Consider the following 15,890-nt stretch of genomic DNA (forward strand, 5'->3'; position numbering starts at 1 on the left):
TTAGACAGGGCTCAGGCAGGAATGAGGGCAAAACAGGGGATGTGGCGCGGCGAAAGCCGGCTGTCGGGCCCAGCTTTGAGTTGTGTTGAAGGTCGAGCGGGTCAGGCCAGGCCGCAGGAGCGGCGGGTCACCAGGCTGCAGGGCAGGCGGGTGATGCCGGGCGCGACCGGCAGGCCGCGGGTGAGGTCCAGCATGGCAAGGCCGGCGCGGCGGCCGAGTTCCTTCAGCTCCATGTCCACCGTGGTCAAGGGCGGGCGCGTCTGGGCCGCCACCACCTGCCAATTGTCGAAGCCGACGACGGCGACATCCTCGGGGACTTTGAGCCCATGGTCGCGCAGGCTGTCGATCACGCCGCGGGCGATCTCGTCGCTGCCGCAGAAGATCGCTTCCGGCCGGGGCCGGCCGCTGCTGATCAGCCGGCGCACCGCCTCATGCCCCCACTCCTCGCTCCAGGCGCCGAACATTACCTCGGCCTGCTCGCCTGCGAGGTCGCGATAGGCTTCGGCCCGCAGCCGCGCGGCCAGATAATCCTCCTGGCCGGTGATGTGGAGGATGCGGCGGTAGCCCCGTTCCTGAAGGTGGCGCACGGCAAGGCGGGCGCCCTGCGCATCGTCGGGAATGAAGGTGGGCGCGGTCTCCGGCCCGATGGCGAAGGCATAGACCACCGGGATCGGCAGCCGCGTCAGGTCCACCGGCGGGGTCAGGTCCAGCCGCGTGGCGGTGAAGATGATGCCATCCACCTGCTTGTCGAGCAGGGCTTCCAGATGCAACTGCGCCAGGCGCGGATCATTGTTGGTGGCACAGAGAAAGGCCGAGACGCCATGATCGACCAGCGCTTCGGAAACGCCCGCGCTCATCGGCAGGGTCAGGCGGCCATAGGTGTCGTTGGTGATGATGCCGATCGAATGGCTGCGCCGGGTGAGAAGGCTGCGCGCCAGCGCATTGGGGCGAAAGCCGATCTCGTCGGCAATGCGCCGCACCCGCTCGCGCGTTTCGGCATTGGTCCGGCCCATGCCGTTCAGCGCGTTGGAGGCCGTGGCGATGCTCACCCCCGCCGCCTTGGCGACATCGCGGATCGTGCGTCTGCGGCCCGGTTCCTCGCTCACGCTGCTGCTCCCTTGGCCCATGCCATTGCCGGCGTCCCGATCTTCCCTGTGCGCTTGGCCGGCCCGATGCCGCCTGCCTGGGCTTCCGTCTTTAGAGGATGATGCTGCATCCGCAAAGCCTTGCCTTTTCATGTTGCAGCCGCGTCCTATTCCGGGCCGGTCATCGCTTGATAAAAGCTTTTAGCAAAAAATATCCGTGATGATAAAAGGTTTTAGCAGATTCTCGCGATCTGTCTGTGTTCATCGTGTCGACAGCGACTTTTTTCTCGACTACCGTTCGCCTTACGTCATTCACCGCTGACTGACGGCAACGAAAAAGAGGGAACCTTCATGCTCAAGATCCGCTGGGCGCTTGCCGCCCTTTCGCTCGCCGCCAGCACGGTGCTGGCCTCTGCGTCGGCGCAGGCGACCGACGTCACGCTCTGGGTGCGCACCTCCTCGGGCGCGGTGCTGCAGGGGCTGGCCGACCATTACAATGCCAAGCACACGGACAAGATCACCGTGACGCAGATCACCGCCGAGCAGATGGTGCCGAAGCTTGGCGCAGCCATTGCCGGTGGCGAGCCGCCGGATGGCGCGGTCCTCGACCTGATCTACCTGCCGACCTTCGCGGCTGCCGAGGGTCTCGAAGACATCACGGAATTTGCCAAGAGCCGGCCCTATTTCTCGGCCATGAGCCCGTCGCATATCCGCCTCGCGACCTATGAAGACAAGATCTACGGCGTGCCGGCGCTGCCCGACGCCTCGATCATCGCCTACAACACCGACCTGTTCCAGAAGGCCGGGCTCGATCCGGCGAAGGCGCCGGCCTCGCTCGAAGAAATCGCCGCCGACGCCAAGAAGATCACCGCACTCGGCAACGAGACCTATGGCTTCTACTTCGTCGCCAATTCGGGCAGCTGGCTGATCTATGACTTCCTGCCGCATCTCTGGGCCGCCGGCGCCGATATCCTCAGCGAAGATGGCCGCACGGCAACGGTCGATACCCCGGCCTTCCGCGAGACCGTGGCCGCCTATCGCGACATGCAGAAGGCCGGCGCCATCCATCCCACCTCGCGCTCCGGCAATGGCAACAATGCCGTGGAGGCCTTCGCGTCGGGCAAGGTCGGCGTGCTGATGACCGGTTCCTACATCGTCAACCTGCTGACGAGCAAATATCCCGACGTGAAATTCGCCGTGGCGCCGATCCCCGGCCCCAAGGGCGGCGTCTCCTCTTTCGCCGGCGGCGACACGCTGGCGGTGATGAAGGGCATCAGCGCGGAGAAGAAGAAGGTCCTGCTCGATTTCGTCGATTTCTACATGTCGCCGGAAGAGCAGGTCTACATTACCAAGGAATCCGGCATGCCCTCGCGCACCGATCTGGCGGCCGATGCCTATGCCAGCTTCGACAAGCGCAACCTCGTCGCCTATGACGTGCTGTCCAAGGCGCGCACGCCCTATACCTTCTCCTCCGACGAACTCTTCGTCAGCCGCACCGGACCCTTCCTCAACCTGATCCAGGGCACGATCTTCGGCGACGACGTGGATGGCGCGATCAAGAAGGCCCAGGCCGACTTCACCAAGATCCTCGAGCGGACCAATCCGTAAGGGCACGACGTGATGTTCGAGGCTGTGGCGCTGTTGCTGGGGGTGCAGGTCGGATCGATTGCCTTCGCGCTGCTCGGGCGACGCAAGGACGGTCGCCAGGCGCGGCACGCAATCTCCAACACCGTCTCGCCGGCTGCGCCCGCAGTGCATCCTCGGGTCAAGCCCGAGGATGACGGGAGATTGGAGTGCGCGAAGGTGCCACAAGCGCAGTCGATTGTTCTCCACCGGGTAAAAAATGGTCATAACAGCACCCTGTCTGCGCCCACCCTGCGTGCCATCCCCGGCGTGACGCCCCATGCGCGACGTCATCCTCGGGCTTGACCCGAGGATCCACACCGCCCGCCACGGGCGTGATGGTTGTGGTTCATGACGCGAGCACCCCCTTCAGCCCCTTCGCCGGGCCCCGCCCCATGCAGGGCCGTCACACCCGGCCCCGCCGTCCCACGCGAAGCCATGCGTTCATGCCGATGAAGGAGCCGGATCTTGGCCTTTCCCACATCCCCAGCGCCTGTTGCCGTTGCGCAAGGCGCGACACCGACAAAGCCGCGCCCCCCGGCCCAGCCGGCCGAGCCCAAGGGCTGGCTCGGGCTGGTCTTCATGGCGCCGAGCCTCGTTTTCATCACCGGCCTGTTCCTGATCCCGCTCGGCATGACGCTGTGGATGAGCCTGCACAACTGGCCGCTGCTCGGCCGGGTGAAATTCACAGGGCTGGCAAACTATGCCGAGCTTGCCCATGACATGCAGCTCTGGCATTCGCTGGGCTTCACCCTGCTCTATACCGTGCTGGTGACGACGGCGATTATGGCGGTGGCGCTGCCGCTGGCGCTTTTGGTCGATCGGCCGCTCAGGCTCGCCGGCCTGTTCCGCACCATCTATTTCATGCCCGTGGTCATCGGCTTCGGCGCGGCCTCCACGTTGTGGATGTGGCTCCTGAATCCCGACAGCGGCGTCTTCGCGCAATTGCTGCGCGGCGCGGGCCTGGTCGACAGCGCGCCCCGGCCGCTGGAAAGCTTCTGGCCGGCGCTCGGCGTCATCATCCTCATGGTCGTGTGGAAGACGGCGGGCTTCACCATGGTCATCCTGCTCACCGGCCTGCAGGCCATTCCGGCCGATGTGATCGAGGCCGCCAAGATCGATGGCGCCAGCGTCTTTTCCCGCTTTCGCCGGATTACGCTGCCCTTGATGCGCAATTCGCTGCTGCTGGCGCTGGTGCTGAACGTCACCTCCTCCATGCTCGCCTTCGACCAGTTCTTCATCATCACCCAGGGCGGACCGGCCAACAGCACGATCTCGGCGGTGTTCTCGATCTATCTCGCCTCCTTCTCCTCCTATCGGCTTGGCTATGGCGCGGCCATGTCCTTCGTTCTCCTGGTGGTGCTGGTGGCGATCAGCTCGGTCCAGCTCGCCTTCCTGCGCCAGCGCCCGGAGGAATCGTGATGGAGCGCATCCGACGCAATCCCACGCCGCCGCCGCTCGCTGAGCGCCTGTCCTTCTGGGGCTTCGTCATCGCCGGTCTGGTCGTTTCCGTGATCTTCCTGATGCCGGTCGTCTGGTCGCTCGCCAATTCCTTCAAGCCTGCGGCGGAAGCGCTGGCCCATCCCGCCGCCTTGTTTTCCAAGAGCTTCTCGCTGGAAAACTACCGCCGGCTGGAGGGCGTGGGCGCCGGCTGGGTCGTCTATGCCACCAATTCGGTGCTGATCGCGCTCGGCACGGTGGTGCTGACCATTCTCGTCTCGGTGCCGGCCGGCTATGGCTTTTCCAAGTTCCGCTTTCCCGGCCAGTCGCTGCTCTTCGTCATCGTCATGGCGACGATGATGATCCCCTTCCAGTCGATCCTGACCCCGCTTTTCCTGATCCTGAAATTCCTGCGGCTGCAGAACAGCCTGACGGGGCTGGTGCTGATCTATGTCACCTTCCAGCTGCCCTTCTCGATCTTCATGATGCGCAACGCCTTCGACGCCGTGCCGCGTGCGCTGATCGAGGCAGCAAGGATCGACGGGGCCTCGCAGGCGACCATCCTGCGCCGGATCATGCTGCCGATCGCCCTGCCGGGCGTGGCGACGGTGGCCATGTTCGCCTTCCTCAATTCCTGGAACGAGTTCCTGGCGGCGCTGATCTTCCTGTCCGACCAGAACAAGTTCACCCTGCCGATCATGCTGGTGAACGTCTCCTCCGGCATTTACGGCATCATCGACTGGGGCGCGCTGCAGGCCGGCATCGCGGTGACCATGCTGCCCTGCATCCTGCTCTTCCTGGCCCTCCAGCGCTATTACGTGCGCGGGTTGACCGCCGGCGCCGTCAAATGAGCGCCTCTTCTCCCGTCCTCTCCTCCCCCCAAGCTTCCATGCACGGGCAGGCGGCCGCCTATGCCGCCGGGCCCGAAAAAGGTGCCTCCATGTCCGATACTGCCATGCCCTCGCTCAAGACCCGCTTCATCCCCGCCGATCCCGCCCGCGTCACCTTCACCGGCGGCTTCTGGGACAGCTGGACGCGCACCGTGCGCGAGGTGACGATCCCCACCCAGCATCGGCGGCTGGAGGAGGAAGGCTTTCTCGAAGTGCTCGATTTCGGCAAGCCGCCGGGCCCGCTCGCCCGGCCGATCCAGCCGAGCGGCCTGTCGATGCAGCATTTCTTCGATAGCGATTTCGGCAAATGGATCGAGGCGGCAAGCTATACGCTGAAGACGCATCCGAACCCCGAGATCGAGGCGAAGATCGACGCCATCGTCGAAAAGCTCGAACAGGGGCAGATGGCGGACGGCTATCTCAACAGCTGGTTCATCCGCCGCGAGCCGGACAAGCGCTGGACCAATCTGCGCGACCTGCATGAAATGTATTCCATGGGCCATCTGCTGGAAGGCGCCGTCGCTTATTTTCAGGCGACCGGCAAGCGCCGTTTCCTCGATGTGATGATCCGCGCCGTCGACCACATCATCGACACCTTCGGCCCCGAGCCGGGCAAGCTGCGCGGCTATGATGCGCATGAAGAGATCGAGCTGGCGCTGGTCAAGCTCTACCGCGTCACCCGCGATCCGCGCCATCTGGCGCTCGCCACCTTCTTCATCGACGAGCGCGGGCAGATGCCCTCCTATTATGACGAGGAGGCCCGTCGTCGCGGGGAGAACCCGGCCGATTATGTCTATCAGACCTATGCCTACAGCCAGGCGCATAGGCCGGTGCGCGAGCAGAACCAGGTCGTCGGCCATGCCGTGCGTGCCATGTACCTGCTCTCCGCCATGGTCGATCTGGCGCATGAGAATGACGACCCGACGCTCAAGGCCGCCTGCGACAGGCTTTTCGCCAATCTGGTCGAGCGTCAGCTTTATGTGACGGGCGGCCTCGGCCCCTCGGCGTCCAACGAGGGCTTTACCCGCGAATTCGACCTGCCGAACGAGACCGCCTATGCCGAGACCTGCGCCGCCGTCGCGCTCGGCTTCTTCGCCCACCGCATGGCCCAGCTCGATCTCGACGCACGCTATACCGACCGGCTGGAAACCGTGCTCTATAATGGCGCATTGTCAGGCATTTCCCGCGATGGCGAGCATTATTTCTATGAGAACGTGCTGGAAAGCCATGGTCAGAACCGGCGCTGGAAATGGCATTACTGCCCCTGCTGCCCGACCAATATCGCGCGGATGATCACCTCGCTCGGCCAATATGTCTATTCGGCCACCGGCGACGCACTCGCCGTGCATCTCTATGCCGCCGGCACCGGCGAGCTGGAGCTCGATGGCCGGCTGGTGCGCCTGACGCAGGAGACGCGCTATCCCTGGGAAGGCGATGTCGCGATCCGGCTGACACTGGAAAACCCCGCCGAACTCACGCTGCACCTGCGCATCCCCGGCTGGTGCCGTCAGGCGCGGCTGACGGTCAATGGCGAGGCGGTCGACCTCGCCACGGTGACGGAGAAGGGCTATGCCGCCATCCGCAGGCTCTGGGCCAATGGCGACGAGATCCGCCTTGGCTTCGACATGCCGGTGGACCGGCTCTATGCCCATCCCGCCGTCAGCGAGGATGCCGGCCGCGTCGCGCTCAGCCGGGGACCCGTGGTCTATTGCGTGGAAGAGGTGGATCTCGGCACCGAGCCGCAGCGGCTGCGCCTGCCGGCCGATGCGCCGATCCACGCGCAGTTCGAGCCGGATCTGCTGGGCGGCGCCACGGTGCTCTCGGGCGAGGCGCTGGAGGCGCAGGCAGCGGATTGGGCCGGGCTCTACCGCACCGCGCCGCCGGCGCTGAAGCCCCGCCGCTTCAAGGCCGTGCCCTACCATCTCTGGGCCAATCGCGAAGCCGGCGCCATGCTGGTCTGGCTCAACGAGAAGTAGGAGGGCGACGATGGCGAAGCTGGAACTGAGAGACGTCGTCAAGTCCTACGGCATCTACGAGGCCGTGCGCGGCATCGATCTGGAAATCGAGGACAAGGAATTCGTGGTCTTCGTCGGCCCGTCGGGCTGCGGCAAGTCGACCACGCTCAGGATGATCGCGGGCCTCGAGCATGTCACCGCCGGCGAGATCGTCATCGGCGGGCAGGTGGTCAACCGGCTGGGGCCCGGCAAGCGCGATATCGCTATGGTCTTCCAGAACTATGCGCTCTATCCGCATATGTCGGTGCGCGAGAACATCTCCTTCTGCCTGGAGCAGCAGCGCCTGCCCAAGGCCGAGATCGACACCCGGATCGCGCGCGCCGCCGAGACCCTGCATATCGAGGAACTGCTCGACCGCCGGCCCGGACAGCTCTCCGGCGGGCAGCGCCAGCGCGTGGCCATGGGCCGCGCGATCGTGCGCAATCCCAAGGTCTTCCTGTTCGACGAGCCGCTGTCCAACCTCGATGCCAAGCTGCGCGTGCAGATGCGCACCGAAATCAAGCGGCTGCACCAGATCCTGCCGACCACCACCGTCTATGTCACCCATGATCAGGTAGAGGCCATGACCATGGCCGACCGCGTGGTGGTGATGAAGGACGGGCTGATCGAGCAGGTCGGCCGGCCGCAGGAGCTCTATCACCGCCCCGCCAGCCGCTTCGTCGCCGGCTTCATCGGCTCTCCGTCGATGAACTTCCTCGACGGCCGGCTGGAGCAGGGGGCGGAAGGGCTTGGCGTGCGGCTTGCCGACGGCACCCGCCTGGCCGTGCCACCCGCCCGGGCCGCAGCCTATGCCGCCGGGGCCGGCCAGCCCGTCGTGCTCGGCATCCGGCCGGAGGCGCTGTCGATCCGCAACGACCGCCCGGGCTTCTCCCCACTCGATGCCGCGGTCGATCTGGTGGAGCCGCTGGGGCCATCGACCATGGTCTATTTCACCCATGGCGGGGCGTCACTCTGCGCCAGCATCGACCCGGAAGCCGCCCCGCAGGCCGGGCGGATGCTGCCGCTCTCGGTCAATATGAACCAGATGCACCTCTTCGACGCGGTCACGGGGCGCGCGCTCGCGCAGGCTGGCTGATGCCCTGTGCCGCGACATTGACGCCGCCGCCATCGGCCGAGGCCGAAACGGCCCAGACTGAAAGCGACGGAGACCTGCGCGCCCTCCTTCGGCCCCGTCCTGATCGGATCCTGTTCCCTGCCTTGCGGAGACTGCGTTGTGCGCCTCCAGACCGAACAACCGCCCGTGGATGTCGGTAGCGCCTCGGCTTGGCCATGATCGGGTGAGGCATTATGGTCTGCCCGAGTCACGAGCCGAGGAAAAAGACCATGAAGAGACCGCCCCTGCCGATCGCCGCCATCATTGCCGGCGAAATCAATGCCAGACCCCAACAGGTCACGGCGGCCGTGGAGCTTCTGGATGGCGGCGCCACCGTTCCCTTCATCGCCCGCTACCGCAAGGAAGTCACCGAAGGGCTCGATGACACGCAGCTGCGCATCCTCGCCGAACGCCTCACTTATCTGCGCGAGCTGGACGCCCGTCGCGCCGCCATTCTCGAGTCGATCCGCGGGCAGGGCAGGCTGACGGACGAGCTGGAGGACAAGATCGCCACCGTCACCACCAAGGCGGAGCTGGAAGACCTCTATCTGCCCTACAAGCCGAAGCGCCGCACCAAGGCCGAGATCGCGCGCGAGCGCGGGCTTGGCCCGCTCGCCGAGGCGCTTCTCGCCGACCGCAGCCTCGTGCCGGCGGACAAAGCCGCCGCCTTCCTCACCGCCGAAGTGCCGGACGTGAAGGCCGCGCTGGAAGGCGCGCGCGACATCATCGCCGAAGGCATCGGCGAGAATGCCGAGCTGCTCGGCCGCCTGCGCGCCCATATGCGCGACGTCGCGATGATCCGCGCCCGCGTGGTGGAGGGCAAGAAAGAGGCCGGCGCCAAGTTCTCCGACTATTTCGACCACACCGAACGCTGGGCCACCATTGCCGGCCACCGCGCGCTCGCCATGCTGCGCGGCTGGAACGAGGAGGTGCTGAGCGTCGATATCACCGTGGACGAGAGCGATACGGCAACGGTCAAGCCCGTCGAGCGCATCATCGCCGCCAGCCTTTCGATCGGCCGCGGCCCGGCCGACGCATGGCTGATGGAGGTCGTCGGCTGGACCTGGCGCGTCAAGCTTTCCACGTCGCTCTCGCTCGACCTGATCCGCGAACTGCGCGAGCGGGCGGAGGAGGAGGCGATCCGCGTCTTCGCCCGCAATCTGAAGGACCTGTTGCTCGCAGCCCCCGCCGGTTCCCGCCCCACCATGGGGCTCGATCCCGGCATCCGCACCGGCGTCAAGGTTGCCGTGGTCGATGGCACCGGCAAGCTGACGGAAACCGCGACCGTCTATCCCTTCCCGCCGAGGAACGACATTCGCGGCGCGCAGGAGGTGCTTGCAAGCCTGATCCGCAAACACAAGGTGGAACTGATCGCCATCGGCAACGGCACCGGCAGCCGCGAGACGGAAAAGCTTGTGGCCGACATGCTCGCGGCCTTTCCGGCGGGAAGCGCCAAGCCCACCAAGGTCATCGTCTCCGAAGCCGGCGCCTCGGTCTATTCGGCGTCGGAAACGGCGGCCGCCGAATTCCCCAACCTCGACGTGTCGCTGCGCGGTGCCGTTTCCATCGCGCGCCGCCTGCAGGACCCGCTGGCCGAACTCGTGAAGATCGAGCCGAAATCGATCGGCGTCGGCCAGTATCAGCACGATGTCGATCAAGGCAGGCTCGGCCGCTCGCTGGATGCCGTGGTGGAAGACGCTGTGAACGCCGTCGGCGTCGATCTCAACACGGCCTCGGCCCCGTTGCTGTCGCGCGTCTCCGGGCTCGGCAAGACCACCGCGGAAGCGATCGTCGTCTACCGCGATACCAATGGCGCCTTTTCCAGCCGCAAGGACCTGTTGAAGGTGCCGCGTCTGGGCCCGCGCACCTTCGAGCAATGCGCCGGCTTCCTGCGCATCCCGAATGGCAAGGAACCGCTCGACGCTTCCTCGGTCCATCCGGAAGCCTATGGCGTGGCGAAGAAGATCGTCGCCGCCTGCGGCCGGGATCTTCGGGCGCTGATGGGCGACAGTGCGGCCCTGAAGCAGCTCGATCCGAAGCGCTTCGTCGATGATCGCTTCGGTCTGCCGACGGTGAAGGACATCCTAGCCGAACTCGAAAAGCCGGGCCGCGACCCGCGCCCGAGCTTCAAGACCGCGACCTTTGCCGAGGGCGTGGAGGACATCAAGGACCTCAAGGTCGGCATGATGCTCGAAGGCACCGTCACCAATGTCGCCGCCTTCGGCGCCTTCGTCGATATCGGCGTCCACCAGGACGGCCTCGTCCACGTCTCCCAGCTTGCCGACCGTTTCGTGAAGGATCCGCATGCGGTGGTGAAGGCCGGCGATGTCGTCAAGGTCCGCGTGACCGAGATCGACGTCCCCCGCAAGCGCATCGGCCTGTCCATGCGCTCCAGCGCCGCCGCCGGCGCCGACACCGCGCCGCCGCGCGACAACAGGGAGAAGGACCGCCGCCCCTCCGGCCCGACCAAGGCGAGCCCGCCGCCCGCCAAGGGTGGCGGCGCCGGTCAGGGTACGCTCGGGGCGGCGCTGATGGAGGCGTTGAAGCGAAAATAATGGCGCGCCGTCTCGGGCCACGCCCCGCTCTTCCTGCCGAACATCGTGTCCCCGCGGGCGCCCTCATCAGCCTGCTGGCGGGAGACGCCCGTGGACGAAGAGGCCGAGGGACATGGCGAGCATGTCCTTTCGGGGCTCGTGGGGCGCAGATCCATGTGAGGAGCCTTCCCCGCTGAGGCGGAGCCCTTGACGGACTGGCCTTGTTTCAAAGCCGGGCGCTGCCCTGTGATGTCATCGCCGATCCTTTCGCGGGATCGGCGCGGCCGATGGCGATGATGCGGCCGAAGCGCGTTCCACCAGCGCGCATCCCCGCCGGCCGCTGGGGCGACCCGTCGGACCTCGCCGGCGCCTGCGTCTTCCTCGCCTTGCCCGCTGGCGCCTATGTCCACGGCCATGTCCTCACCGTCGATGGCGGCTGGATGGCGCGTTGACGCATCGAACCGGCTCCGCCCCCCTGTCCGATGCGTCAGACCGCGAGGCCGGACAGGGTCTGCTTGAGCCGGTGGATATGGGCGGCGCCGATGCCGCAGCAGCCGCCGACCATGGAGGCGCCGGCCTCGACCCAGCTGCAGGCAAAGCGGGAATAGGCGTCGTCGTTCAGGTCGTCGCGGGTGGCGTGCAGGCCTTCATTGGCGGCGGCTTCGCCCTGTTCACCTTCAAACGCATTGGCGTAAACGCCGATGCGCAGGTCGGATCCGGCCTCCTTGATCACGCGATTGGCGGTTTCCACGGCCGCGCGCATGATTTCCGGCCTGCTGCAGTTGAAGAGCAGGGCCTGGGCGCCCGATTGCGCCGCCCATCGTGCGGCCGCCTCCACCGTTTCCCCGGAGCGCAGTTTCGGCACGTCCGGCGCCGGGCGGTCCGTCCTGTCATCGAGCGTGAAGGAGATCCAGAAGGGCTTGCCGGTGCCGGCCACGGCCTGGCGAACGGCCTCGCCCTCGGCGATCAGGCTGAGCGTCTCGCCGAGCCAGACGTCGACGTTAGGCGCGAGATTGTCCACCAGCACCTTGAGATAATGCTGCACCCGAGAGGGGTCGAAATTCTGGGGCTCATAGGAGCCGAAGATCGGCGGCAGCGAGCCGGCGACACGGATCGCACGATCGCCGCAGCCATCGGCAGCCGCGCGGGCCAGCGCGCCCGAGAGCGCGATCAGCCGCGCGCCATCCGCCTCGAAACGCTCTTCGCCGATGTGGAAGGGCACGAGCGCGTAGCTGTTGGTGGTGACGACATCGGCACCGGCGGCAATGAATTCCTCATGCACGGCCTGCACGATCTCGGGCGAATTCATCAGCGCCAGCGCCGACCATTCCGGCTGCTTCAGCTCGGCGCCGAGGCGTTGAAGTTCGCGGCTCATGCCGCCATCGAGAAGGGTGAGTTGGGTCATGGGCTTTACTCCAATTGGTCAGCGCCGCATCGGCACCTGCCGTTCCACGAGGCGGAACAGGCCGGCGATGAAGGCTGTGATGACGAGATAGAAGAGGGTGACGACGAGGAGCGGCTCGTAGACCAGCAGCGTGTCCTGGCGCACCTTGGTCGCCACCGCATAGAGGTCCATCACCGTGACCGTGAAGGCCAGCGGCGTGGCCTTCAGCTGCATGACGACTTCGCCGGCGATGGTGGGCAGCGCGATGCGGATGGCGCGGGGCAGCCAGATGCGCCGGACGAGCCGCAGCGGGCTCATGCCGAAGGCGCGGCCGGCTTCCAGTTCGCCCTTGGGCACGGCCAGCAGCGCGCCGCGCAGCACTTCGGCCTCATAGGCCGCATAGTTCAGCGTGAAGCTGACGGCGGCGAAGAAGAAGCCCTCGCGCAGGATTGGCCAGAACAGCGACTGGCGCAGGCCGGGGATCAACGGCAGCAGCGAGCCGACGCCGTAATAAAGCAGCCAGAGCTGGATAAGCAGCGGCGTGCCGCGGAAGAAGGTGCAGTAGCCCCGGGCAAGGAGACGCGTGACCGGCCCGCCGCTGACCTGCGCGAAGGCGATGCCGATGGCCAGGAGAAAGCCGAAGCCGACGGAAATCACCAGCAGCGCCACCGTCTGCCAGGCGCCCGTCAGGAGAAGCGGCCAATAGCTGTCGATCCAGGAGAAGCTCATGGGGCAAGGTGCCCCGCAGGCTTCGGCTGGCCGCGCCGCACCCGTCGCTCCATGAGGGTGAACAGCGCGTTCGAGACCAGGGTGAGCGCCAGATAGATCAGCGCCGACGCCATGAAGAACAGGAAATAATGCTTGGTGCTGGCCGCCGCCAGCCGCGTGGCGAGCGCCAGTTCCTGATAGCCGACGACGGCGACCAGGGCGCTGTCCTTCATGATCGACATCCAGAGATTGGCAAGGCCCGGCAGGGCATTGGGCAGCAGCGCCGGAAGAACGACGCGGCGGAACCGGAGCCGCGGGCCCATGCCGAACGCCTTTGCCGCCTCGATCTGGCCGATCGGGATCGCCAGGATGGCGCCGCGCAGCACCTCGGTCATATAGGCGCCCTGCACGAAGCCGAGCACGGCAATGGCCACGGCGAAGCCGTTGAGCTCGAAAGCAGGCAGGCCGGCCAGCGCCAGCAGGCGGTTGAGCCCGTCCATGCCGGCATAATAGAGGCCGACGATCAGGATCAGCTCGGGAACCGCGCGGATTGCCGTCGTGTAGACTTCCAGGATCAGGCCGAGCGGCCTGATCCCCGAGAGCTTGCCGAGCGCGCCCCCGGTGCCCAGCACGAGGCCGATCAGGAAGGCGCCGGCGGAAATGGCCAGCGTGGAGGCGGCGCCGCTCAGGAGCACTCCGCCCCATCCGGGCGGAACGGGGGAGAGCAGATCCAGAATGCCTTGTTGCGCCGTCGCCATCGGGTTCGCTTACTTCGCGCCGTAGATGTCGAAGGTGAAGTATTTCTTCGTGATCTCGTCATACTGGCCGCTGGCGCGCACGGCGGCGATTGCCGCGTTCAGCTTGGCCTTCAGCGCGGTGTCTTCCTTGCGCAGGCCGCCCGAGACACCGGCGCCGAGGATTTCCGGGTCGTCGGCCACGTCGCCCATCTTGGCGCAGCAGTCCTTGCCGGCATCGCTGTCGAGGAACGCCTGAAGCGCCAGCGAATCGCCGAAGACATAGTCGATCCGCCCCGCCTGCAGGTCCTGGAAGGCTTCGTCCAGCGTCTGGTAGGTCTTGTCCTCGGCCACCTTGGAGAAGTACTTCTTGAAGTAGTCCGACTGGATGGTCGAGACCTGAATGCCGATGGTCTTGCCCTTGACGTCATCGGCGGTGGCGCCGGTCTTCTGGTCCTTCGGGCCGATCAGCGTGCTCGGCGTGTTGTAGTATTTGTCGGTGAAGTCGATGATCTTGGAGCGTTCCTGGGTGTTGGCCATGGAGGACCAGATCACGTCGAACTTCTTGCTCTGCAGCGCCGGAATGAGGCCATCCCAGGAGAGTTCGACGACCGAGCACTTTTCCTTCATCTGCGCGCAGACGGCGTCCATCAGGTCGATTTCCCAGCCATGCCACTTGCCGCTCGCATCCTTGGCGAAGAAGGGCGGGTAGGACTCGTTCATCACGCCGAAGCGTACATCGGCCTGGGCGGAAAAGGCGGTGAGTGCGAAGGCGGCGCCAGCGATCAGCGCGGAAAACAGTTTCATCGTCGGTGTCTCCAGAGAAGAATGTCGGTTTGAGAGGGATCAGCGCGCAAGCGCGCCGGTGAATTCGCGGCAGCGCGCGCTGACCGGGGCGTCGAAGACCTGTTGCGGCGGCCCTTCCTCATCGATGCGCCCCTGATGCAGGAACAGCACGTGGCTGGACACATCGCGGGCAAAGCGCATTTCATGGGTGACGAGCAGCATGGTGCGGCCTTCGTCGGCCAGGTCTCGAATGACCTTGAGGACCTCGCCGACGAGTTCGGGATCGAGCGCCGAGGTCGGCTCGTCGAACAGCATGACCGCCGGGTCGATGCACAGGGCGCGGGCGATCGCCGCGCGCTGCTGCTGGCCGCCGGACAGGAAGGCCGGATAGGCATCGCGCTTGTCGGCGAGGCCCACCTTGTTCAGCAGCGCCTCGGCCTTGTCCACCGCCTCCTGGCGGCTGAGGCCGAGCACGTGAACGGGCGCTTCGATGATGTTCTCCAGCACCGTCATATGGGCCCAGAGATTGAAGCTCTGAAACACCATGCCGAGCCCGCTGCGAATGCGCTCCACCTGTCGCCAGCTTTTCGGCTGCAGATGGCCGGCGCGCGTGGGCTTGAGCGCGATGGTTTCGCCATTGACGGCGATGCGCCCGCGATCCGGCATTTCCAGAAGATTGATGCAGCGCAGGAAGGTGCTCTTGCCCGAGCCGGAGGAGCCGATGATCGAGATCACATCGCCTCTGCGTGCGGTCGTCGATACGCCTTTCAGCACCTCCTGCGCACCAAAACGCTTGTGCAGATCTTCAACGCAAAGTGCCTCTGGGCGCAGTTCGGTCATACAGGGGTCCGGTCAACGACAATCGCGCCACACTATCGCGAAGAAGCGGGAATTTTGCGCGCAATTCCATATTTAAATAGGCAAATTATGCAGAATTCTATTCTCAGTGCGGATTTTCTGATAATTTCTGATCCCACCTGCATGGAAACAGGAGACTACAAGGGCATGGCGACCGACAGGCTCGACCGCTTCGACCGCGACATCCTTCAGATCGTCCAGCGCAATTGCCAGCGCACGGCGGAAATGATCGCTGAGGAGATCGGCCTCTCGACCTCGGCGGTGCAGCGGCGGCTGAAGCGGCTTCGCGAGGACGGCATCATCCGCTCGGAAATCGCCGTCGTCGACCGCAAGTCCACGGGCACGCCGATGGTCTTCATCGTCGGCATGGAGATTGAACGCGACAATTACGATGCCCTGGCCAAGTTCCGCATCTGGGCGGAACGGCAGGACCATATCCAGCAGGTCTATTACGTGACAGGCGCCGTCGATCTGATCGCCATCGTCACGGCGCAGGATGTCGAGCATTATGACGATATCGCCGCGCTGATCATGGCCGAAAATCCTCAGATCCGCCGGATGCATACCAATGTCGTGTTGCGGGACGTCAAGCTCGGCCTGTTCGTGCCGCTGGCCGGCGGCAGCGATGCCGACGGGTAGAGCTGCCGCCGGAAGGCCGGGCTAGGCTCAGGACCTATTAATTTGGTTTGAGATGTGATTCACGGTTTCGGAAAGGAGACCGTGATGAGTGATGTGTTTTT

The 15,890-nt window shown here is 65.6% G+C and carries 14 protein-coding genes and 1 pseudogene; 9 read left to right on the plus strand and 6 right to left on the minus strand.

Features of this window, described 5'->3' with window-relative positions; all coding sequences use genetic code 11:
* Window positions 1-101: 101 nt before the first annotated feature.
* Window positions 102-1,106, minus strand: coding sequence for a LacI family DNA-binding transcriptional regulator (locus BJF92_RS10630; RefSeq protein ID WP_245294720.1), 1,005 nt, complete (start codon window positions 1,104-1,106; stop codon window positions 102-104).
* Window positions 1,107-1,436: 330 nt separating this feature from the next.
* On the opposite strand from BJF92_RS10630, the gene BJF92_RS10635 reads away from it, so the two are divergent.
* The 8 genes and pseudogenes from BJF92_RS10635 to BJF92_RS10665 all read left to right on the plus strand — a co-directional run.
* Window positions 1,437-2,693: an ABC transporter substrate-binding protein gene (locus tag BJF92_RS10635; protein ID WP_075634724.1), complete on the plus strand. Its 1,257-nt coding sequence runs from the start codon at window positions 1,437-1,439 to the stop codon at window positions 2,691-2,693.
* 12 nt (window positions 2,694-2,705) lie between these two features.
* Window positions 2,706-3,014, plus strand: coding sequence for a hypothetical protein (locus BJF92_RS25135; RefSeq protein WP_143523992.1), 309 nt, complete (start codon window positions 2,706-2,708; stop codon window positions 3,012-3,014).
* Window positions 3,015-3,176: 162 nt separating this feature from the next.
* Entirely contained in the window at window positions 3,177-4,130 is a 954-nt protein-coding gene (locus BJF92_RS10640; RefSeq protein ID WP_075634725.1) for a carbohydrate ABC transporter permease, read from the plus strand.
* Entirely contained in the window at window positions 4,130-4,999 is an 870-nt protein-coding gene (locus tag BJF92_RS10645) for a carbohydrate ABC transporter permease (RefSeq protein ID WP_075634726.1), read from the plus strand. The genes BJF92_RS10640 and BJF92_RS10645 overlap by 1 nt, the downstream gene beginning before the upstream one ends.
* Window positions 5,000-5,088: 89 nt before the next feature.
* Complete coding sequence (locus tag BJF92_RS10650; protein ID WP_075634758.1) at window positions 5,089-7,014, plus strand: glycoside hydrolase family 127 protein; 1,926 nt, start codon at window positions 5,089-5,091, stop codon at window positions 7,012-7,014.
* A gap of 10 nt (window positions 7,015-7,024) precedes the next feature.
* The gene (locus tag BJF92_RS10655) at window positions 7,025-8,128 is read left to right on the plus strand and encodes an ABC transporter ATP-binding protein (RefSeq protein WP_075634727.1); all 1,104 of its coding nucleotides are present in this window, start codon (window positions 7,025-7,027) and stop codon (window positions 8,126-8,128) included.
* 248 nt (window positions 8,129-8,376) lie between these two features.
* Window positions 8,377-10,701: a Tex family protein gene (locus BJF92_RS10660; RefSeq protein WP_075634728.1), complete on the plus strand. Its 2,325-nt coding sequence runs from the start codon at window positions 8,377-8,379 to the stop codon at window positions 10,699-10,701.
* 299 nt (window positions 10,702-11,000) lie between these two features.
* Window positions 11,001-11,132: pseudogene (locus BJF92_RS10665) on the plus strand (SDR family oxidoreductase); the annotation flags it as partial.
* Between the two features lie 35 nt (window positions 11,133-11,167).
* On the opposite strand, the gene BJF92_RS10670 reads toward BJF92_RS10665, so the two are convergent.
* From BJF92_RS10670 to BJF92_RS10690, 5 genes are read right to left on the minus strand one after another with little or no spacing between them, the layout of a single operon-like run.
* Window positions 11,168-12,085, minus strand: coding sequence for a homocysteine S-methyltransferase family protein (locus BJF92_RS10670; RefSeq protein WP_075634729.1), 918 nt, complete (start codon window positions 12,083-12,085; stop codon window positions 11,168-11,170).
* Window positions 12,086-12,103: 18 nt separating this feature from the next.
* Window positions 12,104-12,793, minus strand: a complete 690-nt coding sequence (locus tag BJF92_RS10675; protein WP_075634730.1) for an ABC transporter permease — start codon at window positions 12,791-12,793, stop codon at window positions 12,104-12,106.
* Complete coding sequence (locus BJF92_RS10680) at window positions 12,790-13,530, minus strand: ABC transporter permease (RefSeq protein ID WP_075634731.1); 741 nt, start codon at window positions 13,528-13,530, stop codon at window positions 12,790-12,792. The genes BJF92_RS10675 and BJF92_RS10680 overlap by 4 nt, the downstream gene beginning before the upstream one ends.
* Window positions 13,531-13,539: 9 nt before the next feature.
* A complete protein-coding gene (locus BJF92_RS10685) occupies window positions 13,540-14,313 on the minus strand; it encodes a transporter substrate-binding domain-containing protein (RefSeq protein ID WP_075634732.1) in 774 nt (257 codons plus the stop codon).
* Window positions 14,314-14,352: 39 nt separating this feature from the next.
* The gene (locus BJF92_RS10690) at window positions 14,353-15,132 is read right to left on the minus strand and encodes an ABC transporter ATP-binding protein (protein ID WP_075634733.1); all 780 of its coding nucleotides are present in this window, start codon (window positions 15,130-15,132) and stop codon (window positions 14,353-14,355) included.
* A gap of 165 nt (window positions 15,133-15,297) precedes the next feature.
* Between BJF92_RS10690 and BJF92_RS10695 the strand changes: the two genes are divergently transcribed.
* The gene (locus BJF92_RS10695; RefSeq protein ID WP_075634734.1) at window positions 15,298-15,789 is read left to right on the plus strand and encodes an Lrp/AsnC family transcriptional regulator; all 492 of its coding nucleotides are present in this window, start codon (window positions 15,298-15,300) and stop codon (window positions 15,787-15,789) included.
* The last annotated feature ends 101 nt before the right edge of the window (window positions 15,790-15,890 follow it).

This window comes from Xaviernesmea rhizosphaerae (assembly GCF_001938945.1).
Lineage (GTDB): Bacteria > Pseudomonadota > Alphaproteobacteria > Rhizobiales > Rhizobiaceae > Xaviernesmea > Xaviernesmea rhizosphaerae.